Here is a 22,819-nt window from a genome sequence, read left to right on the forward strand (position 1 = left end):
CCCCCATCCACCGCCCGCCGCGCTCATCCTTTTCGCGGGTAGACGCCCGATCGAGGGGCGCGTAGGAACGAAGGATGGCTGAGGAGAGGTCCAGACGAGTGTTCCTGTCCACGTCCGCCGCGTTGTCGGCGGTCGCCCTCACCGGAGTCCCGGCCGGTGCCGAGGAACCGGGCGATCGCGGGCCCGGCGGAGCGGTCCGGCCGCAACGGCCCGACCCGGAACTGCGGGCGATTCTGCGGGAGATCGACGAACACCGTATCGAGGCCACGGTGCGCAGGCTCGCCGCCTTCGGGACGCGGCACACGTTGTCCTCGCAGACCGATCCGGTCCGCGGGATCGGTGCGGCCCGTGCCTGGATCTTCGCGGAAATGGAGAAATCCGCCGCGAAGTCGGGTGGCCGGATGACGGTCGAGTTGCAGTCGTACCTTCAGCCGCCCGCCCCGCCCCGGATCCCGGTGGCCACCACGATCACCAACGTCGTCGCCACCCTGCGCGGATCCACCACGCCCGAACGCGTTCACGTCGTTTCGGGGCACTACGACTCGCGGTGTTCGGATCCGCTCGACGCGACCAAGGACGCGCCGGGGGCCGACGACGACGCGTCCGGGGTGGCCGTCGTAATGGAACTCGCCCGTGTGCTCGCCACGCGCCGCCCGGCCGCGACCATCGTGTTCGCCGCGGTCGCGGGCGAGGAACAGGGCCTGTTCGGCGCGCGGCATCTGGCGACGAGCTACAAGGCGGCGGGGACGGACGTGCGGGCGATGTTCACCAACGACATCGTCGGTTCGAGCCGGGCGGACGACGGGACGCGGGACCCGCATACGATCCGGTTGTTCGCCGAGGGCGTGCCGACGTCGGAAACCCCGGCACAGGCCGACATCCGGCGCGCGGTCGGCGGCGAGAACGATTCGCCGTCGCGCCAGCTGGCCCGGTTCGTGCGGTCGGTCGCGGAGAACGACGCGACCGGGATGTCCGTGCGGGTGGTCTACCGGCGGGACCGCTACCTCCGGGGCGGCGATCACATCCCCTTCCTGGAACAGGGATATCCGGCCGCGCGCTTCACCGAACCGCACGAGGACTACGCGCATCAGCACCAGGACGTCCGGGTGGAGAACGGCAAGCAGTTCGGTGACCTGCCGGAGTTCTGCGACTTCCCGTTCATCGCCAGGGTCGCGCGGGTGAACGCCGCCACCCTGTGGTCGCTGGCGACCGCGCCCGGCGCCCCGGAGGACGTCCGGATCCGCACGAACCGGCTGACGAACGACACGGATCTGGTGTGGCGGCGCGGAACCGACCCGGATCTCGGCGGCTACGAGGTCGTCTGGCGGGAGACGACGGCGGCCGAATGGACCCACGTGATCGCGGTCGGTGACAGGACGGAGGCTAGGGTGGATCTGTCGAAGGACAACGTGTTCTTCGGTGTGCGCGCGGTCGGGAAGAACGGCCGCCGCGGTCCGGTGGCTTTCCCGACGCCCTTGAGCTGATGCCTGATGACAGTGACGCCCGACGATCTCGACGCGGCGATCGCGAGTGTGGTCGAAGGACTTCGCCGGGCATCGGACGGTGACTGGCCCGCCGCGCCGGGCACCGGTGAACTGAACGCCTGGCGGACGGCCGAGCACCTCGGCGACTGTCTCATCTCCTACGCCGGACTGGTGCTCGCCCGGCCGTCGACGCCGCGGTTCGTCCGTTTCGAAGCCGTCGCCGACAGCGCCGCGACGCCCTCGGAACTGCTGGAGTTCATCACCGTCGGCGGCGGCATCCTGGGCGCTGTGCTGCGGACGGCGGCCCCGGACGTCCGCGCGTACCACCCGAGCGGCCACGCCGACATCGAGGGCTTCGCCGGAATGGGCTGCGTCGAGGCCCTGGTCCACGGTGAGGACATGGCCAGAGGGCTCGGCGTCACCCTCGACCCGCCCCGAGAGGTCTGTTCCCGCGTGCTCGCGCGGATGTTCCCGGAGGTGGACGCCGCCGGCGTCGATCCCTGGATCGCGTTGTTGTGGGCGACAGACCGCGTCGACCTGCCCGGGCGGCCGTCCCGCGCGGGCTGGCAGTGGCGAGGGGCTCCGCTCGCGGACTAGAGACTCGCGCTAGCCGAGAAGCCGCCGGATACGCGCGGCGGTGGCGCTGAATTCGGGACGGGCCAACGTCTCCGAGTACTCCCGCTCCGACGGCAGCTCCACCGGGATCAGGTCCCGCACCGAACCCGGCCGCGCGGTCATCACCACCACCCGGTCGGCCAGGTAGACCGCCTCGGCGATGGAATGCGTGACGAGCAGGACGGTCGTGCCCGTCTCACGCCAGATCCGCCGCAGTTCGACGTTCATCTGCTCGCGGGTGAGCGCGTCCAGCGCGCCGAACGGTTCGTCCATCAGCAGCACCCGCGGCCGGTGCAGCAGCGCGCGGCACAACGCGACCCGCTGCTGCATCCCGCCGGAAAGCTCATGGGGCAAGGCGGTCTCGAAACCGGCGAGTCCGGTCATCGCGATGAGTTCGTCCGCCCGGCGTGCCGCCCCGGCGGCGGGCATACCGCGCATCTCGGCCTGCAGCAGGATGTTGCGCCGGACCGAACGCCATTCCAGCAGTGCCGCGCGCTGGAAGACGTAGCCGATGTCGTGCCGGGGCCCGGTGACCGGCTCGCCGAGCAGCCGCACCGCGCCGGAAGACGGCTTGAGCAGGCCGGAAACAAGCTTCAGCAGGGTCGATTTCCCGCAGCCCGACGGCCCCACGATCGAGACGAACTCGCCGGGTTCCACCGCCAGCGAGACCTCGCGGATCGCGGTGACGTCGAACTTCTTGGAACGGAAGCGGACGGCGGCGGCGTCGAGTTCGACCGCGGCCGTCCCGAGTGTCACGGTCATCCCTGGGGTGCCACGCTTTCTTCCCAGTACGCGCCCGGATCCTGCGCCTTGGTGATGACGCCGGTCCGCAGGAACGTGTCGATGGTCGACTTCCAGTCCGCGGCGGAGTTCACGCCCGGCCCGGAAGCCTTCGTCGCGTCGGTGTGCAACAGGGTCACCGTGGTTTTGAACTGCTCCAGCAAAACCGCGGGCGACGGCAGCTGCTGCGACGCCCCCTTCATCGTGTCGACGGCGGCCTTCGGATCCTTCTCCGCGGCCGACCAGGCTTCGGCCGTGGCGGTGACCATGCGCTTCACCAGGTCCGGATCCTTGGCGAGCTTGCCGCCCGAGGTGATCAGGCCGTTGCTGTAGTAGTTCAGCCCGAATTCGGAGAACCTCAGGTAGGACACCGGTTTCCCGGCCTTCTCCTGGATCGTCGGCCCCTGGTCCGAAGCGAAACCGAGCAGGACGTCCGCGCGGCCGGAGAGGACCGCGGCCATCTTGCCTGCGGGATCGATGTTCTGGATCTGGACGTCGGTCTCGGCCATCCCGTTCTGTTTCAGGAAGGCCGGGAACGTCTTCGTGAGCGCGTCACCGGCGGTGGTGGCGACCTTGAGCCCCTTGAGATCCTGCGGTTTCCTGATGTTCTTCTCCTGGAAGAACTGCACCGACGCGGGTGTGGTCTGCAGGAACACTCCGACGCTCTTCACCGCGACGCCCTGTTCGACGGCGACGGCCAGCGCCGAGGTGTCGGCCCAGCCGAAGTCCGTCTGATTCGCGGCGGCGGCCTGCACGGTCTTCCCGGAACCCTGGCCCGCTTGGATCTTCAGGTCGATCCCGTGTTTGGCGAAGATCCCTTGTGCGACACCGTAATAGAAGGGCGCGTGTTCGCCGTACGGGTACCAGTTTAGGGTCAGGGTGACCGCCCTGGCGCCTTGTCCGCCGTCGCCGCCACAAGCGGCGAGCACCAGGGTCGCGGCGAGCAGAACGGCGAGTATCGCTGGTTTCCTCATCGCAACCCCTTGCTAGACGGTGGTGGTGACGGCCTCGGCCCGGCGGCTCGCGTGCCACGGCAGCACCAGGCGTTCGACGATTTCGAGCAGGACGAACAGGACCACGCCGACGCCTGCCATCACGATCAGCGCGGCGAACAGCATCGGGGTGTCGAGATTCCCGTTGGCCTGCAGGATCAGGTAACCGAGGCCCTCGTTCGCGCCGACGAACTCGCCGACCACCGCGCCGGTGACGGCCAGCGTCACGGCGACCTTGAGCCCCGAGAACAAATGCGGCAGCGAGGCGGGGAACCGGATCTTCCAGAACGTCTTGAGTGGGCCGCCGCCCATCACCGACGCGAGCTGCAGCATCTCCGGGTCGACCGATTTCAGCCCGGTGACCATCGAGATCACCACCGGGAAGAACGCGATCAGGACGGCGACGAGGATCTTCGGCTCCAGCCCGAACCCCAGCCACACCACGAACAGCGGCGCGATCGCGATCTTCGGGATGACCTGTGCGAACAGCAGGATCGGATAGACCGTCCGCTCCACGGTGGGTGACGACACCAGCGTCACCGCGGTGAGCACGCCGACGAGCGCGGCGAGTACGAAGCCCAGCACCGTTTCGTAGGTGGTGACCCAGGTGTGCTGCCACAGATACGGCCACTGACCGAGCAGGACGTCCAAGGTGGCCGCGGGTGAGGGCACCAGGTACGGCTCGATGAAGCCGGTGGTGGCCGTCGCCAGCTGCCAGAGGAGTACCAGTACGACGAGCAGGACGACCGGCCGCCACGTCCGTTCGAGCAGGCCTTCGGCCCTCTTGCCCCGGCGAGTGATCTTCATCGAACCTCCCGCACCGACCCCAGGATGAAAACGCTTTCTGAAAGCGCTTTCTGGCGTACCGTAGAATCCGCCCGCCACACGGTCAAGGGAGGGAGCACGAATGGTCCAACAGGCCCAGAGCACCCTCGGTGACGTCGCGCGGGCGGCCGGGGTCTCGCTCGCGACCGCGTCCAGGGTGCTCAACGGCACCGCGAGCGTCGGCCCGGCCCTGCGCGACCGGGTGCTGCGGGCGGCCGAACTGCTGGCCTACTCCCCCAACGCGCACGCGCAGGCGCTGGCCCGTTCGTCCAGCCGGACGGTCGGGGTGATCTGCCACGACGTCGGCGATCCCTACTTCGCCGGCATCGCGCGCGGCGTGATGCGCGCGGCGAACCGCCACGACCTCCAGGTCGTCCTCGGCAGCACGTTCCGCGACCCGGATCGCGAAGTCGCCTACACCTCGATGATGCGCGGCCATCGCGTGCGGGCGATGCTGCTGATCGGGTCCGGCTTCGAGGACCGGAGACGGCAGGAAGGCCTGCGCCGGGAGCTGGACCGCTACCGCGCGACCGGCGGCCGGGTCGCGGTGATCAGCAGACATCGCGGGCTGCGGGCCGACGCCGTCCTGCCGGAGAACCGTGAAGGCGCCGCCGACCTGGCGCGGGCCCTGCTCGGCCTCGGGCACCGCCGGTTCGCCGTACTGTCCGGACCGCGGCTGCTCACCACCGTCGTCGACCGCGTCGGCGGTTTCCTCGAAGCCCTCGCCGACGCCGGTGTCACGGTGGAGCGCAAGAACATCGTCGAAGGCCCCTTCACCCGTGACGGCGGCTACGCGGCCGCTCAGCGGCTCATCGACCGCGGCCTGAGCGTCACCTGCGTCTTCGCCTCGACCGACGTCATGGCCGCCGGGGCGCTCGCCGCGTTGCGCGACCACGGGATCGGCGTGCCCGGCGACGTCTCGCTGGCCGGATTCGACGACATCGAGATGATCCGCGACCTCACGCCGCCGCTGACCACGGTCGCGCTGCCGCTGGAGGGCCTGGGCGAACGGGTGCTGGAACTGGCGATGCTGCCGGAGCGGGCCGGACGCGCGCGGATCGAGCGGGTGCGCGGCCGTGTCGTCCTGCGCGCGAGCACCGCGCCGGTCAGCGGGATTTGAAGGCCACCACGGCCGCCGGGCCGAGGATCGGATCCTCCGCGACCTGTTCCCACCACGCGGCCCAGGAGACTTCACCGTCGCCCGGGACCACGGGAGGCGTTCCGGGTGCCGAGGCGTCCGGCATGTCGTCCACAGTGGCCAGCAGACCACCGGGCCGGACGAGCCCGGCGAGTTCGGCGTACAGCTCGGCCAGCCGGCCGGGCGGCAGGTAGTGCAGCGCCATGACCGCGAGCACGGCGTCGTAACCGGTTCGCGGCAGCCGCTCGGGCCAGCCCGGATCACGCAGGTCCGCCCGGACCACTTCGACCGAGGACGGCAGGGACGAGGCCGCGATTGTCAGCATCACCGGATCGAGATCGAGCAGGGTGAGCTCCGCCCGGGGCAGACGTTCGAGCAGGCGGGCGCAGAGCGTGCCCGTCCCGCCTCCCACGTCCAGGATCCGCGGCGCCGGACCCGCGCATCGGGTCTCGACCAGCTCGATCAGCCGCTCGATCGCCCGCGCGCGTCCCGGTTGATACCGCGCCATGAGGCGTTCCCAGCCCTCACTCCAGTGCTCGACAGTCATACTGAAGATGATAATCGATATCAACTTTGCGAGCGCTCGGTCACGAGCCGCCTCCGGGGAGTAGACGGGGTGCGGCCAATCGGCGCAACCTGGCCGCTGAAACGTTTGTCATCGCGGAATCCGGGAACTTTTCAGGCATGTCCAGATGGCGAACCACCAGCAGAAGCAACACGGCCGTGCGGGTCATCACCGGTATCGGCGCGTTGTTCGCTTTCATCGAACTGCTGTACATGGTCATGGTGCTCGCAGGTGCCAACGCGGGCAACGGTTTCTTCATTTTCATCCAGGCACTGGCCCGGCCGCTGGCGTTGTTCTGGCCTGGCCTCTTCCCGGTGAGTGACCCGAATCTCGCGGTCATCCTCGACTACGGTCTGGCCGCGGCGTTCTGGGTGATCCTGGCGGGCGTCATCGCCCGTTTCGCGGCCCGCTGACCCCCTGCGGCGGCGACCGGCGTCCCGTTCGGCGACACTGGACGGATGAGCGAAGGCAGACGGTTCGATCTGAACCCCCTTCCCGAGCTGTTCGGACTGGCCGCCGCCGGACGGGCGCTGCTGCCGAACGTGCCCGTGACCCCGGCCGCGGTACTGAAGACCGTGACCGAACAGCTGGTCGGGCGGCGGCTGACGACCAAGGTGGACGGGCACGACGTCGGGCTCACCCTGACCGAACTCGATTACCAGACCGACAGCCTCAGCCTCGCCGCGACCGGCCGGGTCGGCGACGTCCGCATCGTGGTGGAGGACGTCGACTGGCCGGAGACCCGGCTGGAACGCATCACCGTGCTGGCGTCGAACGTCCGGCTCCGTTCCCTCCCCTCCCCGGCGGCCATCCCCGAGCAGGTGCGGATGGCGATCCGGGTCTCCCCGGAGGTGCTGCGGGAGCGCGTCGCCGCAGCCCGGCCGGGCATCATCGTGACCCCCGGCGACGACGGGCACTTCCATATCCGCTGGGAGAAACGCCCCCGCTGGGGTCATCTCGCCCTGGAGTCCACTGTGGAGGGTGACTCCGTCGTCCTGCGGCCGATGTCCGTCCACATCGGACGCCGCCGGTTCGGCCCGCCGTCCCGCCTCAAGCCGATCGTGCTCCCCCTGCCGGAACTGCCGAGGGGGATCCGGCTCACCGCGGTCGAAGCGCACGACGGCCACCTCGTCCTGCAGGCGCTGGCCGAGGAATGGCCCGAGAAGCTGTCCACCATCCCGCTCGGCGACCTGGTCGGCTGGGTGATGACGGCGGTGACCACGCTGACCCTGCCGCGGCTCGGCGGCCGTTAGCCCCCGTCGCCTCGTTCCCGCAGGTAACGCGTGTGGTCGGCCTGCCGGGTGACGTCCCCGGCGTAGAACCGTTCCGCGACCCGGTGTGCTTCGGTCTCCAGCAGATCCAGCTGCGCGAGGAGTTCTTCGGACGCGCTCCGCTCGCCGCTCGCCCGCCGTTTGGCGGCGAACCACCACGGCAGGTTGAGGTAGGTCTGCACGGAAAGCGGCAGATCCGTCCGTGCCAGCCGGAGGATGGCGTGCCGGACGTCCGGATCGGCGGCCAGCCGGTCCGGCCGCGCGAGCAGATCGTCGAGGACCTCGGCGATCCGACGCACACCGTCCACAGAGGACTCCGGCATCCGCTGCTCCTGTGCGGTCACCTTGCCCACCACCGAGGCGAGGTCCGCGCGCAGCCGCCCGGCTTCGGTGACCGCGTCCACCGGCACCAACCGGACCCGCTCGGGCGGCGCGAGCAGGGCGAACACCGCGTACAGCCCCGCGACGACCACCGGCCACAGTCCATCGACGACGCCGGTCAGGTACAGCACGAGCCCGATCAGCCCGCCGACGCAGCCGGCGAGGTTCTTCGTGGAGCCTAGGTACCGGATCATTGGTACCCGCGGATTTCCTGGAACACCTTGGGCAGTACATCGCCGCGTGCGTCGAACACGTTGCCGCCGGTGCGTTTCGCGACCTCGCCCAGTTCGGCGGAGTCGCCCTCACCGAAGATCACGGTGAACACCGGGATCTGCCGCACCGCCTCCGGCAGCGAGGGGAACTTCCGCTGGAAGTCCGCGAACGTGGAACCGCTCGCGTTCTGCCCGTCGGTCATCAGCACGATCGAGGTGAACCGGTCGGGATCGCGCGCGACCAGCGGCCCCATGATGCCGTATGCCCGCTCCAGGCTGTCGTAGATCGCCGTACCTCCGTTCGCGTCGAGGTCTTCGGCGAAGTGCTTGATCCTGTCCAACGCGGGCTGGGGATCGCCTTCCGGGACGACGAAGGTCTCCGGGCGGCCGGGCACCGTGTCGAACGGCAGCATCGTGACCTCTTCGCGACTGCGGAACCGCCGGTACCGCCCGGTCAGCGAACCGTCGGCGCCGGTCAGCCCGATCAGCGCGGCCCGCAGCGCCTCGATCCGGTCCCCCGCCATGGAACCGGACGTGTCGAGCACGTACAGCGTCCGCGAGGGACGCCGGATCTTGTCGAAGTACGCGCCCAGCAACGCGTCGACCGCTTGCTGTGTCGCGGGGAACGGCAGCTCGACGAGGTCCTTCGGCGCGAACTGCTGTCCCAGCTGGACACCCGGGACGACCGGACGGCGCTGCGTGGTCTCCATGATCTTGCGCTGCGTGTCCGGCGTGCGCAGCCGCTCGGCCAGTTTGCGATGCGCGTCCCGCGCGTCGGGATTCGCGCTCTGCAACAATGTCAGCGGATAGTCCGCGGTGACGACACCGTCGGAGGGATACACCAGCGTCAGCGGCTCGGGAAGCTTCCCGCTCGCGTTCATCGACAGCAGGACGGACTCGTAGTTGATCAGGCCGTCGACCTTCTTGCCGGGATCCTGGCCGGTCGCGCGTCGTTGGTAGGCCTCGGAAAGCCAGCCCGAAGAGCCGGCCGACATCGCCTGGGCGCTGAAGAACTCGGTCAACTTCGGGGTGACGGAAGCGATCTGCCGGGCGTCGACGGCGTTGCCCGCGCCCGCGAGCGCCGAGGCGACCCCGACCAGGGCCGAGAACCCGGAGTTCGACGCCGACGGATCGGTCATGCCGTAGGTGAAGGCCTTCTTCCCCGCTTGTTCGGCGATTTCGCCCCAGCCCACCGGCCGCCCGGTCCAGCCGAGCCGCTGCGCCGCCGAGGCGGAAAGACCGAGCACCACCGGCGAACTCATGATCTTCACCTGCTCGCCCAACCGCTTCGCGGCCTCGGGAACGGCCGCGGGATAGCGGTTCGACGAGAACCAGACGGCGTCGTACTGGCCGTCCGCCTTCCCGCCCGCGAGCGACTCGGTGGCTTCCAGCGTGCCGGTGAACTGGAATTTGACCTTGACCCCGGTGGCCGCCGCCTCTTGTTCGAGCAGAGGTCGCATATCCGCCAGCTCGCTGCCCGCGAGCACCCGCAAGGTGCCCGGCTCGGCCTCCCCCAGCCCCCGTTCCTCGCCTTCGCCCGAGTCACAGGAAACCAGTGACAGCGCGCAAACCGCGCTGATCGCCAGTACCGCCCAGCGTTTCACGATGCCCCCTCGGCCGTCGCCGTCTCGTGAGACCGGCGCAGATGGTCTTCGGCCCGCCGGATCTCCCCGGACAGCGCCTCCACGGTCGTCGCCATCGTCGAGACGGCCCCCGCCTTGAACTCGTCGATCGCGTCGATGCTCCGGTAAATCCGCTCGAACGACTCGCGGATCGTCTCCACCGCCACCGCGGGATCACTGCCCGCGCGCTGGATCTCGGCGCTGCGCAGTTCCAGCATTTCCGCGTTGGCCCTGATCAGCCCGTCGGTGGTGGCCTGCACGGCCCGCACCTCGTCGAGGACGTCGCGCTGCCCGGCGAGCGCCCCGCTCACCAGCAGTGCGACCCGCAGCGCCGCGACCGTGGTCGACACCGCCCGCTCGATCCCGCGGATCAGCTCGTCGTTGTTGCGCCGCAAAAGATCCAGCGCCAGGTAGCCCTGCGCGCTCACCGCGAGCTGGGTCAGCAGATCCTGGTGCCGCTGCCGGATCGGATGCAGCGCGTCGGCCCGCAACGACCTGGCCCGCGCGGGATCGGTCAGGTCGAAGATCCCCGCCTGCCGGTCGATCGCCGCGTCGACGGCCTCGGCGAACGCGGCCGCCTCCGACAGCTTGCCGAGCGTCGCCCACAGCCGCTCCCGCTCACCTTTGAGCGCGGCGTTGTCCCGTCGCAGCACGTCCTGCCGCGCGCGCAGATCCAGGACCAGCGCGTTCACCGGCTCGTTGGCGGCGCGGTAGCGCTCCAGCGCCTTCTTCGCGCTCCCCACGACCGGGATCAGGCCCATCAGTTTCCGGCCGGTGATCGGCAGTTTCGCGGGATCGATCTCCGCGACGGCCCGCCGCAGCCCGGCCAGGCTGACCGTCGCCTGCTGTCGCGGCGACGAGAGGTCCCCCATGGCCCGGGTCGAGCGGTCCAGCAGCGCGCCCGCGACCGACGCCGCCGCGCGCATGTCGGACTCGCCGACCGCGAGCAGTTCGTCCAAGACCCGGGTGAACTCCGGCGATCGGACGTCGAGGGCTTCGAGCCGCCGCGCGAATTCCTCGGCGCGCCGGGCGACTTCGGCGTGCACCTCCGGGCCGAGGGTGACCAGGCCTGCCGCCCGCTCGGCCGGGATCGCCTCCACCGGTTCGGGTGGAGTGAGCGTGAACTCGTCCATCAGTACTGCTTCTTCACGGCGTCGAGCAGACGCTCCAGGGTTTCGAACGACGGCGGTTCGACGGCGTCCACCAGATCGGCGGGCACCGGCGCCTTGGCCGCGGTGACGACGTCGGCGAACAGCCGGGGGTCACCGGTGCGGAACCCGAAGGTGGCGGCGAGTTTCCCCAGTTCCGGGTCGGTCGCGAGCAGCCTGCCGACCTGGTCGCCGTTCGGTTTCAGCGGGACGAGCGTGTGCTTCGAGTAAACCGTCGGCGCGGTGTAGAGCAGGCGCATGTCCTGCCTGATCGAGCCGTCCGCGCGCACCAGCCTGTCGACGAACTGCGATTCGTAGATGAGCGCCATCGGTGTCTTGCCCATCCCGGCGGCGAGGTAGTCCTCGAACGGCCCTTCCGTGCTGTTCTGCGTGTATCCCTGGTCGATGAAGAGCTTCGACACCCCGGGCAGCACCTTCGCTTCGGCTTCCGGCGTGCTGACGACGTTGTTCCCGTTGGCGACGAAGGACACGATCGACAGGTACATCGCCGCCGAATTCGATTCGCGCGGGTCCGTGGTGGTGACCAGCACGTTCTTGCGCGCCGGGAAGGCCGTGTTACCGGGAAGCTGGTCCCAGCGGGTGCCCTTCTGCGCGAGTTCGAGGTACTTCGCGATGTCGAGCACCTGGTAGTCGCCGGCCCCCTTGCGCACGATCCCGTTGGCGGCCAGCAGGTTCACGATCGGTTCGAAGGTCGCGACCGCCATCGGCGACTGGAACGGCGTGTGCACGCCCGTCACCTTGCGGTCACGCTGGATCCGCTGCGCGGCGGGTGACGAGGACGGGAACGCGAACTCGTACCCGCCGAGGTCCATGTTCGCGATCTGCCGCGACCCCGCGGTGTCGACCTCCACCTTCAGGCCGTGTTTCGCGAAGGCGTCCGTCACCCGCTTGTCGGAGAAGAACGCGAGTTTCTCCGAACCGATGACACCACGCACGGTGGTCAGGCCGGTACCTCGCGCGGTGTCTTCGTCGCCTCCCCGGCCCCAGACGATCACGGCCACCACGGCCAGCAGCAGCACCATGGCCAGGCCGATCGACAGACGGCGTTTCACCGAGCCCACCCCCTCGTTCACAGGCCCGATCCTTCAGCCCGTTCACCTCTTTTGACGCGCGGGCGAGCCATTTCGAAATGAACGATGCGTGAACGGAGGAAGTCGTCAACTCCTGGCGAACCGTTGGGGTAGAAGGAAAATCAGATCACGGACTGCTCCGAGACCGGCAGGCAGACGGTGAATCGCGTGTTCCCGGGTTCCGAATCGACCCGCAGATCGCCCTGATGCCGCTCGACGATGATGCGCCAGGAGATGTCCAGGCCGAGCCCGGTCCCCTGCCCCACCGGTTTCGTGGTGAAGAACGGTTCGAAGATCCGCTGCCGGATCTCCACCGGGATCCCCGGGCCGGTGTCGCCGATCTCGACGTGCACGTGATCGTCCACCCGGGAGGTCCGCAGCGTCAGCGTGCCCTCGGCACCCATGGCGCCGAGCGCGTTGTCGATGACGTTCGTCCACACCTGGTTCAGTTCGCCCGCGTACGCCGGGATCCTCGGCACCGTGTGGTCGTATTCCTTCACGACCCGGATGCCCGGCGCGATCTTGCCGGCGAGCATGACGAGCGTGGAGTCGAGTCCTTCGTGGACGTCGATCCACTGGTGCGGCGCACGGTCCATTTGGGAGTACTGCTTGGCCTTGCCGACCAGCACCGAGATCCGCGTCGTCGAATCCTCGATCTCGCCCATCAGCATCTCGGTCTCGAGCGCGTACGCCAGCCAGCGGACGGCGCCGTCGAGGAAGGTCTCCCCCACCGATTCCAGCAGGCGGTCGAGATCCGGCACGGTCAGCCCGGCGCGGACGTAGATGTCGGCGAGGTCCCAGCCCTGGTCGATGCCGTGGTCGTCGAACCAGTCGCCGATCTCGTCCTCGCGGTCGGCCTGCTGCATCGCGGTCAGCTTCGGCGCCGAGGCGACCTGCTTGACCAGCTGCTCCTGGATGTCGAGCAACTGCTCCAGCAACGTGGGATCGACGTTCTTCTTCGCCAGCAGCGCGAGTTTGTGCCGCATCCCCGCGACGCGCTCCCGCAGCGCGGCCGTCGCCCGTACGGCGGCCGCGGCCGGGTTGTTGAGTTCGTGGGTCAGCCCGGCGGACAGCTCGCCGAGCGCGAGCAGACGCCGCCGCGAGCCGATCACCGTGTCGCTGTTGCGCCAGCCGAGGTACATGCCCTCCAGCAGATGCGTCGCCATCGGGAACCAGCGGCGGAACTCGGTGGCGAACTCGGCCGCGGGCAGGGTCAGGAAGGTGAGGTCGCTGACCGCGTGCACCGAAGCGCCGTAAGTGTGCTCGGTCTCCTGGTGCACGAAGAACTGCGTCGCGCCGCAGTACGCGCCCCGCTGGTCGGACCGGATCGTCTCGACCTCGGTGCCGCCGACAAGCCGCGTCATCCGCAGCGCGCCGGACAGCAGAAGGTAGAAACAGGTGGCCGGCTCGCCCTCGCGGATGACCGTCGTGCCGCCGGCGTACCGCTCCAGCACGGCGTGCTCGTCGATCCAGTCCAGCTGTTCCTCGCTGAGGTGCTCGAAGAGGAAGAGCCCGCGCAGTTCCTCCCGGGGCAGAACGCTCATTGCTCCTCCAGATAACGATGAACCAGGGTGACCGCCATGGCGCCTTCGCCGACGGCGGAAGCGACACGTTTCACCGACGCCGCCCGGACGTCACCCGCGACGAACACGCCGGGGATGGACGACTCCAGGTAGTGCGGGTCGCGGTCCAGCGGCCAGCCGGGCGGCTGCGCGCCGTCGGTCAGCAGATCGGGTCCGGTCCGGACGAAACCGTGGTCGTCCCGCAGGATCTCCGTGCCCAGCCAGTCGGTCCGCGGCGCGGCGCCGATGAAGATGAAGAGATGGCCGGTGGGCACGGTCTCGGTCGCGCCACCGTTCTCGCACAGGGTGAGCCGTTCGAGATGGTCGTCGCCGTGGGCCTCGACCACCGTGGTCCGGGTGCGGACGTGGATGTTCGGTATCCCGGCGATCTGCTCGATCAGATAGTGCGACATCGACGCTTCGAGCGACTCGCCGCGGACGAGGATCGTGACGTCGGCGGCGTGCTTGGAGAAGAACACCGCCGCCTGGCCCGCCGAGTTCGCGCCGCCGACGATGTAGACGTGCTCGCCCTTGCACTCGGGCGCTTCGGTGGCGGCCGAGCCGTAGTAGACGCCGCGGCCGGTGAGTTTCTCGATCCCCTCGGCGTTCAGGGCGCGATAGGTGACGCCGCTGGCCAGCACCACCGAATGCGCGGCGATCTCGGTCCCGTCGCCGAACATGACCACCCGCGCCGAACCGCGCGCCTCCAGGCCGACGACGTCGCGGGTGGTGAGCACCTCCGCGCCGAACTTCAACGCCTGGCGGCGGGCGCGGTCGGTGAGCTGCGCGCCGGAAACCCCGTCGGGGAAGCCCAGGTAGTTCTCGATCCGGGAGCTGGTGCCCGCCTGCCCGCCGGTGGCCTTGCGCTCGACGATGACCGTCCGCAGCCCCTCCGACGCGCCGTACACGGCCGCCCCGAGCCCGGCCGGCCCGCCGCCGATCACGATCAGGTCGTAGAACTCCTGCGCGGGCCGCGTCGAGAGCCCGACGGCGTCGGCGAGTTCCGGTCCGGACGGCTGGCGCAGCACCGTGCCGTCCGGCGTGACCAGCACCGGGATGTCCTGCGGCGCGGCGTCCGCGGCCTCCAGGATCCGGCGGCCCTCGTCGTCGTCGACCGAGTACCAGCGGTACGGCACGGCGTTGCGCGCCAGGAAGTCACGCAGGTGGAACGACGGCGACGAGTACCGGTGGCCGATGAGCTTGATCTCGTCGACCGGCCGCTCCCCCACCGCGCGCCAGGTCTCCACCAGCGCGTCGATGACCGGGTAGAGCTTCTCCTCCGGCGGATCCCACGGCTTGAGCAGGTAGTGGTCGACGTCGACCACGTTGATGGCCTGGATCGCGGCGTCGGTGTCGGCGTAGGCGGTCAGCAGCGCGCGACGGGCGTTCGGGAACAGGTCCATCGCCTTCTCGAGGAAGACGATGCCGTCCATCTGCGGCATCCGGTAGTCGGCGAGGATCGCGGCCACGGCGTCGCCGCGCAGCTTGATCTCGCGCAGTGCTTCCAGGGCGTCGGCCCCGGAATCGGCCCGGATGATCCGGTAGTCCTTCCCGTACCGTCTGCGCAGGTCGCGGGCGACCGAACGGGATACGGCGGGATCGTCGTCGACGGTCAACAGGATCGGCTGGCTCACCGGATCAGCCTAAGCGATCCCGCGTTCACCGGACTCGCCGCTCCGGAAGCGCTCAGGCTCGCGCGAGCTTGCGCAGCCGGAAGGCCAGTACCAGCAGGATCACGCCGTAGATCAGGGCGTAGATCCCGACCAGCAGCGCGATCCCGAACGCGCCGGCGACCGGGTTGAACACGATCACGATGCCCGCGATCAGCGAGAGCGCCCCCGCCGCGATGAGGAAGGCCTCGCCCTCGATCTGCTTGCGCAGCCGGATCGCGGCGACGATCTCGACGATGCCGGTGAAGATCGCCCAGAAACCGACGAGCAGCGCCAGCACCAGCACCGTGATCCCCGGCCAGAGCAGCACCAGCACCCCGGCGATGATGCCGAGCAGGCCCAGCACCCCGTAGGCGGCACGGTGGGCGGCGTCGCCCGGCCGGAAGGCCTGCATCACGCCGCCGATGCCGTCGAAAATCGCGTAGACGCCGTAGAGGATTGCCAGCACCAGGACGGTCGTGCCCGGCCAGATCAGCGCGAGCACCCCGAACAAGACGGCGAAGACCCCGCGGAGGGCGGCGAGCGGCCAGGCCAGGCGGGGTTCGATGGCGGTGAAACCGACGAGAGGCATGCTCCGAGTATCGAAGCGCCGGAGGGCGTGCGCGCGGCACACCACCCGTTCGGGGGCCGGTGCGCGCCGCGACCGCCATCACGGCGCGCACCGGGGTTCCTCAGGGATACGCGACCAGGTTGGCCACGTTCGTCCCCGAATTCGACGGTCCGCCGGTGTTGTTGATGACCCTGGCGATGGTCCCGTTACCGCCGAGGGAGACGGTGACCATGCTGCGGAACCGCACGTTCGGGGTGTTCGGTACCTCGATCGCGCGATCCGCGACCACACTCGGGTTCACGTTGAAGAAGCAGTAGCTGCCGAGCCCGTACGCCTCGTGGGCCGTGACGGAGTCCGCCACCTTGTAGGCCGCGTAACCCCGGGTCGACCCGTTCATCCAGGCGGCCTGTTTCGGTGGGTCGTAAGGCATTTCGTTCTGGTAGAAGTACGTCCGGCCGCGGTTGCCCGCCCAGATCGTCTGGTACTTCTGATAATGCTCGACGAACAGGCCGTACATCGTGACGTCGTCGCCGTTGACGATCAGGCCGGTGTCGGCGGTGTTGGTGGCCCACCCGACCCCGCTGCCGTGGTCGGCGCGCCAGATCCACAGGTGGTCGCCGATGACGTCGTCACTGTTGACCACCAGGCTGTTCGTGGCCTTGCCGACGCCCGCCCCGCCGACGCGGAAGAACACGTCGTGCAGCGAAGTCGGGTTCGCCGCGTGATCCTGCGCGGAGTTCGCCGGGCCGACCTCCATCAGCGTGTTCGAGTTCGTGGTGCCCGCGTCGATCAGCACGCCCGCCACCTTCACGCCGTCGACGTCGGCCACCGTCATCGCGGTGATGCCGTTGTCCGGGACCAGCGTCGCCAGTCCGAGGCCGAGCACGACGGTGTCCGGCCTGGTCACACGGAGCGTCTCGTTGAGGTGGTAGACGCCCGGCGTGATCAGGAGGTCCTTACCCTCGGCGAGGGCCGCGTTGAGCTGCGACGCCGTCGTGCCGGGTTTCGCGATGAAGAACCGGCTGATCGGCAGCGACGCCCCCGGCTGGTTGGCGCCCCACGTGATGCCCGACGCGTTGGTGCGCGTGGAAGGCACGAAAACCTGGTACGCGCCCGTGTTGTCGACGTAGAGGAACGGCTTCTCCCGCACGACCGGCGTCGTGTTAACCGTGGTGTAAGGCGGATTCGGGAAACTCGTCGCCGGCGCGCCGTCGACGCCCGCGAACACCATGTTCCAATTGGAGCCGGTCCAGCCGCCGAACTGCGAGTTGCGCGAGATCCACTGCTGCTGCGAACCGGACCGGACCTGGCCGTCGACCTTGGAGTCGGACATCCAGCCGCCACTGGACCAGCCGCCGTCGTCGAGCTGCAGATTGCCGCGGACATGCATCCGCCGGTAGGGCGCGGCCTGTGAAACGGCCCAACGATCCGTTCCGCCACTGGGGTTGACGGAGAGGTTTTCCGCGCCACGCCAGAAGTTCTGCGTCGCGTTACCCTGGAACCAGTCGGCCTCCGCGTGCACCGCGCCGTTGATCGTCACGTTGTCCGGCGAAAGCCCGAGCCCGAGCACCTGCGTGTAGAACCCGACATTGACGTCGACGTTGTACACGCCCGGTTTGAAGAGCAACGCCTTGCGGTTCGCCCCGAACTGGTTGGTCTCCTGCTGCGAGAACACGCTGTTGACCTGGGATTGGATCGCCGACTGCGCCATACCGGGGTCGAAGACGAGCACGTTCGGCCCGAGATCGGGGTTCGCGGTGCCGGAAACCGGCGTGAGCCGGAACGACTGCGCGCCGGAACCGTTGCACGCGTACTGCTGGAGCTGGACACTGTCCGCGGTCGAGGCTCCCGGGACGTCCAGGCACTTACCGCTGTTGCGGCTGACGAAGTGATACGCCCCACCGGATTCCTCGACCGGCTGCCACTGCTGGTTGTTCCCGCCGCCGTAGGCCCACAGATGGACCAGTCCCCCGTCGGCCGTCGACACGTCGGCGACGTCCCACACCCGCGCCGGGTCGTTGCGGGTGTTGACCCGGTAATAGCCGCCCGACGTGGGCTGGAACTGCCACTGCTGGGAGAAGGTCTGGTTGCACGCGTACTGCTGGACGACCGTCCCGTTCGCCGTCCCGGCGGCCCGCGCGTCCACGCACTTCCCGCTGGTGGCGGTCACCGTGTACCAAGCGTCGGGCACGATGGCCGCCTGCGCCGCCGGAGCCACCACGATCAGCGCTCCGACCAGGGAAAACAGGGTTAACAGAGCTGCTCTGGCCCGCATCCGGACCTCCTCCGCGTCATTGGGGCAGGGCGAGCTGAGGCGGAGCCCAATGGAGACGCGGCGTAGCGGGCGGGGACCTCGGCGTCACGATGGTCGAAAACGTAACGGCGGTCACACGCGGAGTCAATACACAACTAAAAATAAGCCTCAAAGATGCAGGTCAGCCGGGTTTCGGTCGGTCGCGCCCACACAAGGTGACCCCCGCGTGAACGGCCTTCGCGGGCGGTGTAATGTATGGACACACGAGATGCGGAGTACAACTTCGCTCCGGGGCTATGGCGCAGCTGGTAGCGCACCTCACTGGCAGTGAGGGGGTCAGGGGTTCGAGTCCCCTTAGCTCCACAGTGACGAAACACCGCCCACCTGGCAAGTTTGCCGAGGTCGGGCGGTTTTTTCGTTTCGCCACACTTTGAGAAACGCCGCGCCGAACTTCGGCTACCGTTCAGTAACTGGGGCAAAACTGGGGCACGCTCATGACCCCGTTTGAAACGGGGTCATCAACACTGCCCCAGTCCCGTAACCCGTTCGGGTGGTTCTATCGTCGTTGTCCTCCGCCTGCGCCGGGTCACATGAGCGGAATCAGTTTGGCTCCGGTGTTACGACTATGACGATTCGACGACACAGTCAATGCAGTGATCGGAACGGAGTCATGATGCGACTGGTGTTCATCGACGACAGCCAGCAGCCGAATCCGGTGCGAGCGGGTCTTGGGCATCTCCTCGCGATCGGAGCAGCTATCGTCGCGGAAAACCTGTGAGGTTCCAAAAGTCGGTCACCGGTGCTGACCAGTGGATTTACGCGGCTCGCTCGTACTCGTTGATCATGCCTCCGAGAAGCCGCTGTCGTTTGATCCGCTGAGAGTTGAGGTCTGCCACGGGGTGGGTCGGCCGGGGTGGGCGAAGCTCGCGGGAGCGGTGCGGTCGTCGACCGTTGTAGTGCCGGACGTACTCGGCGAGCACGGCGTGCAGATGCCGCTCGTTGAGGATCAACATACGGTCGGTGAGCTCGGTTCTGGCCGTGAGCACGAACCGTTCGGCGTAGCCGTTCGCCCGTGGGCAACGCGGCGGAATCCTGATCGTCTCGATGCCCCCGTCGGCCAGGACGGCATCGAAGGAGGCCGTGAACTGGCCGGCCCGGTCGCGGATCAGAAATCTGAACTCATTGACTCGATCACCGAGATCCAGCACGAGGTTGCGGATCTGCTGAGTGGTCCACCTGCCGTCCGGATTCGTGGTCATGCCGAGGACGTGGACATAGCGGCTGCCGACCTCCAGCACGAAGAACACGTAGATCCGCTTGAGAGTAAGCGCGCAGTCGACGTGGAAGAAGTCGCACGCCAGCATCGTCGAGGCCTGTGTACGCAGGAACTGCCGCCAGGTCGTGTCGGTGTGCCGGTCCGGCGCGGGAGGTATGCGCGCACGCTTCAGGATCCGCCGGATCGTCGAGGAACCGACCTGGTGTCCAAGCTTGAGCAGCTCACCCTGAATCCTCTTATAGCCCAGCTGTGGTTCTCCCTGGCCATCCGTTCGATCAGCCCGGCGATCGCGTCGTCGACGGGCGGACGCCCGTGCCGGTGTGGATAGGTCCACTTCGCGGCTACCAGCCGACGGTGCCAGCGCAGGATCGTGCCCGGGGTAACCAGCCGATGTATCCGCAGCGTCTTGGGCAACAGCCGGACCAACGCCGCGAAAACAGCCCGGTCGGCCCAGTCCAGAGGAGGTTTCGGGTTGCCTCTGCGCAACACGGCGACCTCGTGGCGTAGCACCAGCAACTCGACGTCCTTGGATGCCGACGAGCGCCCAAGCAACACCAGCAGACCCACAAGCCGCAGGAAGATCAGATAGAGCAGACGCAACGCCATGGCTGCCGATCATGCCCTGCCCGCCGAGCCTGCCATTACCCCAGGCCAGGATACATGAGCCGACTTCTGGAACCCCACAGGGTCAGGTAGCCGCGTCGGTGTCGAGGTGGCCGACGTCGCCTGCGCCCCGATTCCCCGCGCCGGTGACCACCACCCGCTGACTTGCCAAATCTCGTTTCATCCTGGCAATGCGACTTCGTTACACCCGTGAAGGCAACACTTTCGGCGATGCGGTGGCTCAGTTCGCGGATGCGGCGTCCAGCACCGTCAGGGCGTTGCGGATGCCTTGTTCCAGCACGTCGTCGGCGAGTTGCCGGTCGGCGAGGGCGCGGGCGAGTTGCAGGGTTCCGACCATCAGGGCGTAGACGCTGAGCACCGTGGTGCGTGCTGACTGTGGATCGTGCGGTACCAGTCGGGTGGCGATGTCGTCGATGATCCCGAGGACGCTGTCCGTGTACGCCTGCTTGGTCGGATCCGTGCACCGACTGATCTCGTCGAGCAGGGCGGCGGACGGGCAGCCGTCCTCGGGGTTGTCGCGATGTTCGGGTGAGAGGTAGGTGCGCACCATCGCCTCGATCCCGGCGCGGCCGGGTTCGAATGAGGTGAGCCACTCGCGCTGGCCGCGTAGTTGCTCGGAGACCGCAGTGGCGACGAGACCCTCTTTGGACTCGAAGTGGGCGTAGAAGGCGCCGTTGGTCAGGCCCGCGTCCTTCATGAGCGTGGCGACACCGGAGCCGTCGATGCCGTCGCGCTTGAATCGGCGACCGGCCGTCTCGACGATCCGCTGTCTCGTCGCCAGCTTGTGCTCTTTCCCGTACCGCACCACTCGCTCCTCCGCTCAGCCTGTCACCCATGTTAGTACGGTCATAATTCAAATCCCCCCGAACCCTTGCGTGCGAGGTCTCGTCGTGCCTATGGTAGTACGATCGTAATTTAAAGGGATGGGAGCCATGAAGACAACATCTCCGCAGGTGGCGCTGGTGACGGGCGCATCATCCGGCATCGGCAAGGCCACCACGCTCACCCTCGCTGCCGCAGGCTTCACGGTGATCGGAACGAGCCGCGACACCTCGCACATCGCCCCCGGCAACGGCGTGACGTTCCTGAACCTCGACGTGACCAGGGACGAGTCGGTCGCCAACGTCGTCGAGCAGGTGCTCGACCGCTTTGGACGGCTCGACGTGCTGGTCAACAACGCCGGGATCGGCGCCAACGGCGCCGCCGAGGAGTTCTCGGTCGCCCAGACCCAGAACGTGTTCGACGTCAACGTTTTCGGCCTCATCCGCATGACGAAGGCCGTCCTGCCGCACATGCGCACCCGCGGCAGCGGCCGCATCATCAACGTCTCGTCCGTCGCCGGCTTCGTGCCCAACCCCTTCATGGCCAACTACGTCGCGACCAAGCACGCGGTCGAGGGGTACTCCGAATCACTGGACCATGAGGTCCGCGAATACGGCGTGCGGGTGCTGCGGGTCCAGCCCGGCCCGGTCAACACTCCGTTCGACGCCAACCAGGTGCAGGCAGACACTCCGCTGGCGGTCTACGCGCACCGACGGCGCGTCTTCGAAGACGTCATGAGGGAGTCGATGCGCGGCGGCGACGATCCCGCCGTCGTCGCCAAGGTGATCGCCGCGGCGGCAACCGATCCGAAACCGAAACTGCGCTACACGGCGGGTTCGACGGCCGGACGCGTCAGCGTGCTGCGCCGCATCGCCCCCGCGCAGGCCTTCGACAAGAGCGTCCGCAAACTCCACCGGATGGCGGGCTGACATGCGGGCATTCACGCTCGATCGCTACGGAAAGACCGGCAACGACCTGCGGGCAGCCGACGTGCCCGAGCCCGAGGTGTGCGAAAACGACGTGCTGGTCCAGATTCACGCCGCGGGCGTCAACGTGCTGGACGCCAAGATTCGGGATGGGGAGTTCAAGCTGATCCTGCCCTACCGCCTGCCGTTGGTCCTGGGCAACGACGTGGCCGGCGTCGTGGTCCAAGTCGGGGCCCGGGTCCGGAAGTTCAAACCGGGCGACGAGGTCTACGCGCGACCGGACAAGGACCGCATCGGCACCTTCGCGGAATTCATCGCCATCCACGAAGACGACCTGGCCGCGAAGCCGAAGAACCTCACGATGGAGGAAGCGGCCTCCGTCCCGCTGGTCGGCTTGACCGCCTGGCAGGCGTTGATCGAAATCGCCGGCCTGAAGAAGGGGCAGAAGGTCTTCATCCACGCTGGATCCGGTGGCGTCGGAACCTTCGCGATCCAGCTGGCGAAGCATCTCGGCGCGAGCGTGGCGACGACGACCAGCGCGGCCAACATCGACCTGGTCACCAGTCTCGGCGCGGATGTCGTGATCGACTACCGGAAGGACGACTTCGAAACCGTTCTCCGCGACTACGACGTAGTGGTGAACAGCCTCGACAACGCGACGCTCATGAAGTCCCTGCGGGTGCTGAAGCCCGGCGGAAAGCTCATCTCGATCTCCGGCCCACCGGACCCCGCCTTCGCGAGGGAGATCGGAAAGCCATGGATCCTGCGGCCGGTGACGCGTGTCCTGAGTCATCGGGTCAGGAAAGCCGCCAAGCGCCGCGGAATCAGCTATTCGTTCCTCTTCATGCGGGCGAGCGGAGCCCAGCTCCGCGAGATCACGTCGCTCATCGACTCCGAGATCATCCGGCCGGTCATGGACCGCGTCTTCCCGTTCGAATCGACCAACGAAGCCATGGCGTACGTCGAAAAGGGTCGCACCAAAGGCAAAGTCGTCATCAAGGTGAAATAAAC

General features: G+C 68.2%; 22 protein-coding genes and 1 tRNA gene. 8 read left to right on the top strand and 15 right to left on the bottom strand.

What is annotated here, in order from left to right; genetic code table 11:
• The first annotated feature begins 74 nt into the window (after window positions 1-74).
• On the top strand, window positions 75-1,484 hold the full coding sequence (locus tag SD37_RS33170) for a M20/M25/M40 family metallo-hydrolase (protein ID WP_044851473.1): 1,410 nt from the start codon (window positions 75-77) through the stop codon (window positions 1,482-1,484).
• Window positions 1,485-1,490: 6 nt separating this feature from the next.
• Window positions 1,491-2,081, top strand: a complete 591-nt coding sequence (locus SD37_RS33175; RefSeq protein WP_044851474.1) for a maleylpyruvate isomerase mycothiol-dependent enzyme family protein — start codon at window positions 1,491-1,493, stop codon at window positions 2,079-2,081.
• A 9-nt stretch (window positions 2,082-2,090) separates the two neighbouring features.
• On the opposite strand, the gene SD37_RS33180 is transcribed toward SD37_RS33175, so the two are convergent.
• Genes SD37_RS33180 through SD37_RS33190 form a run of 3 tightly spaced genes read right to left on the bottom strand, consistent with a single transcriptional unit; the run spans window position 2,091 to window position 4,678 of the window.
• On the bottom strand, window positions 2,091-2,861 hold the full coding sequence (locus tag SD37_RS33180; RefSeq protein WP_044851475.1) for an ABC transporter ATP-binding protein: 771 nt from the start codon (window positions 2,859-2,861) through the stop codon (window positions 2,091-2,093).
• The gene (locus SD37_RS33185; RefSeq protein WP_044851476.1) at window positions 2,858-3,853 is read right to left on the bottom strand and encodes an ABC transporter substrate-binding protein; all 996 of its coding nucleotides are present in this window, start codon (window positions 3,851-3,853) and stop codon (window positions 2,858-2,860) included. The genes SD37_RS33180 and SD37_RS33185 overlap by 4 nt, the downstream gene beginning before the upstream one ends.
• 12 nt (window positions 3,854-3,865) lie before the next feature.
• Window positions 3,866-4,678 carry an ABC transporter permease gene (locus tag SD37_RS33190; RefSeq protein ID WP_044851477.1) on the bottom strand — a complete coding sequence of 271 codons (813 nt, stop codon included), beginning with the start codon at window positions 4,676-4,678 and terminating at the stop codon, window positions 3,866-3,868.
• A gap of 100 nt (window positions 4,679-4,778) precedes the next feature.
• Here SD37_RS33190 and SD37_RS33195 point away from each other — a divergent pair, with 100 nt between their 5' ends.
• Entirely contained in the window at window positions 4,779-5,816 is a 1,038-nt protein-coding gene (locus SD37_RS33195) for a LacI family DNA-binding transcriptional regulator (RefSeq protein WP_044851478.1), read from the top strand.
• Here SD37_RS33195 and SD37_RS33200 read toward each other — a convergent pair.
• Entirely contained in the window at window positions 5,803-6,381 is a 579-nt protein-coding gene (locus tag SD37_RS33200) for a class I SAM-dependent methyltransferase (RefSeq protein ID WP_052674937.1), read from the bottom strand. The genes SD37_RS33195 and SD37_RS33200 overlap by 14 nt on opposite strands.
• Before the next feature lie 176 nt (window positions 6,382-6,557).
• Between SD37_RS33200 and SD37_RS33205 the strand changes: the two genes are divergently transcribed.
• Entirely contained in the window at window positions 6,558-6,812 is a 255-nt protein-coding gene (locus SD37_RS33205) for a hypothetical protein (protein WP_016331969.1), read from the top strand.
• A gap of 45 nt (window positions 6,813-6,857) precedes the next feature.
• Window positions 6,858-7,652: an LmeA family phospholipid-binding protein gene (locus tag SD37_RS33210; protein WP_044851479.1), complete on the top strand. Its 795-nt coding sequence runs from the start codon at window positions 6,858-6,860 to the stop codon at window positions 7,650-7,652.
• On the opposite strand, the gene SD37_RS33215 is transcribed toward SD37_RS33210, so the two are convergent.
• The 8 genes from SD37_RS33215 to SD37_RS33250 form a co-directional block, all read right to left on the bottom strand.
• Complete coding sequence (locus SD37_RS33215) at window positions 7,649-8,245, bottom strand: hypothetical protein (protein WP_044851480.1); 597 nt, start codon at window positions 8,243-8,245, stop codon at window positions 7,649-7,651. The genes SD37_RS33210 and SD37_RS33215 overlap by 4 nt on opposite strands.
• Window positions 8,242-9,867 (bottom strand): VWA domain-containing protein, encoded by a 1,626-nt coding sequence (locus SD37_RS33220; protein ID WP_044851481.1) that lies wholly within the window; start codon window positions 9,865-9,867, stop codon window positions 8,242-8,244. The genes SD37_RS33215 and SD37_RS33220 overlap by 4 nt, the downstream gene beginning before the upstream one ends.
• Window positions 9,864-11,018, bottom strand: coding sequence for a toxic anion resistance protein (locus SD37_RS33225; protein WP_044851482.1), 1,155 nt, complete (start codon window positions 11,016-11,018; stop codon window positions 9,864-9,866). Before SD37_RS33225 ends, SD37_RS33220 begins: the two co-directional genes overlap by 4 nt.
• Window positions 11,018-12,106 carry a hypothetical protein gene (locus tag SD37_RS33230; RefSeq protein WP_044851524.1) on the bottom strand — a complete coding sequence of 363 codons (1,089 nt, stop codon included), beginning with the start codon at window positions 12,104-12,106 and terminating at the stop codon, window positions 11,018-11,020. The genes SD37_RS33225 and SD37_RS33230 overlap by 1 nt, the downstream gene beginning before the upstream one ends.
• 140 nt (window positions 12,107-12,246) lie before the next feature.
• Window positions 12,247-13,668 (bottom strand): ATP-binding protein, encoded by a 1,422-nt coding sequence (locus tag SD37_RS33235; protein WP_044851483.1) that lies wholly within the window; start codon window positions 13,666-13,668, stop codon window positions 12,247-12,249.
• On the bottom strand, window positions 13,665-15,320 hold the full coding sequence (locus tag SD37_RS33240; protein ID WP_044851484.1) for an NAD(P)/FAD-dependent oxidoreductase: 1,656 nt from the start codon (window positions 15,318-15,320) through the stop codon (window positions 13,665-13,667). Before SD37_RS33240 ends, SD37_RS33235 begins: the two co-directional genes overlap by 4 nt.
• A 52-nt stretch (window positions 15,321-15,372) precedes the next feature.
• Entirely contained in the window at window positions 15,373-15,927 is a 555-nt protein-coding gene (locus tag SD37_RS33245; RefSeq protein WP_044851485.1) for an HdeD family acid-resistance protein, read from the bottom strand.
• Between the two features lie 100 nt (window positions 15,928-16,027).
• A complete protein-coding gene (locus tag SD37_RS33250; RefSeq protein WP_044851486.1) occupies window positions 16,028-18,181 on the bottom strand; it encodes an RICIN domain-containing protein in 2,154 nt (717 codons plus the stop codon).
• 269 nt (window positions 18,182-18,450) lie between these two features.
• On the opposite strand from SD37_RS33250, the gene SD37_RS33255 reads away from it, so the two are divergent.
• Window positions 18,451-18,523, top strand: a tRNA-Ala gene (locus tag SD37_RS33255).
• A gap of 452 nt (window positions 18,524-18,975) precedes the next feature.
• Here the strand turns inward: SD37_RS33255 and SD37_RS43550 are convergent.
• From SD37_RS43550 to SD37_RS33270, 3 genes are all read right to left on the bottom strand, one after another.
• Complete coding sequence (locus SD37_RS43550; protein ID WP_044851525.1) at window positions 18,976-19,524, bottom strand: integrase core domain-containing protein; 549 nt, start codon at window positions 19,522-19,524, stop codon at window positions 18,976-18,978.
• Between the two features lie 80 nt (window positions 19,525-19,604).
• Complete coding sequence (locus SD37_RS43555; protein WP_236725173.1) at window positions 19,605-20,042, bottom strand: helix-turn-helix domain-containing protein; 438 nt, start codon at window positions 20,040-20,042, stop codon at window positions 19,605-19,607.
• 238 nt (window positions 20,043-20,280) lie between these two features.
• Window positions 20,281-20,865 carry a TetR/AcrR family transcriptional regulator gene (locus tag SD37_RS33270; protein WP_236725174.1) on the bottom strand — a complete coding sequence of 195 codons (585 nt, stop codon included), beginning with the start codon at window positions 20,863-20,865 and terminating at the stop codon, window positions 20,281-20,283.
• Window positions 20,866-20,992: 127 nt separating this feature from the next.
• Between SD37_RS33270 and SD37_RS33275 the strand changes: the two genes are divergently transcribed.
• Window positions 20,993-21,811, top strand: coding sequence for an oxidoreductase (locus SD37_RS33275; RefSeq protein ID WP_044851488.1), 819 nt, complete (start codon window positions 20,993-20,995; stop codon window positions 21,809-21,811).
• A gap of 1 nt (window position 21,812) precedes the next feature.
• Window positions 21,813-22,817 (top strand): NADP-dependent oxidoreductase, encoded by a 1,005-nt coding sequence (locus SD37_RS33280; protein ID WP_044851489.1) that lies wholly within the window; start codon window positions 21,813-21,815, stop codon window positions 22,815-22,817.
• Window positions 22,818-22,819 lie beyond the last annotated feature (2 nt).

The sequence above is a fragment of the Amycolatopsis orientalis genome (assembly GCF_000943515.2).
Taxonomy (GTDB): Bacteria; Actinomycetota; Actinomycetes; order Mycobacteriales; family Pseudonocardiaceae; genus Amycolatopsis; species Amycolatopsis orientalis.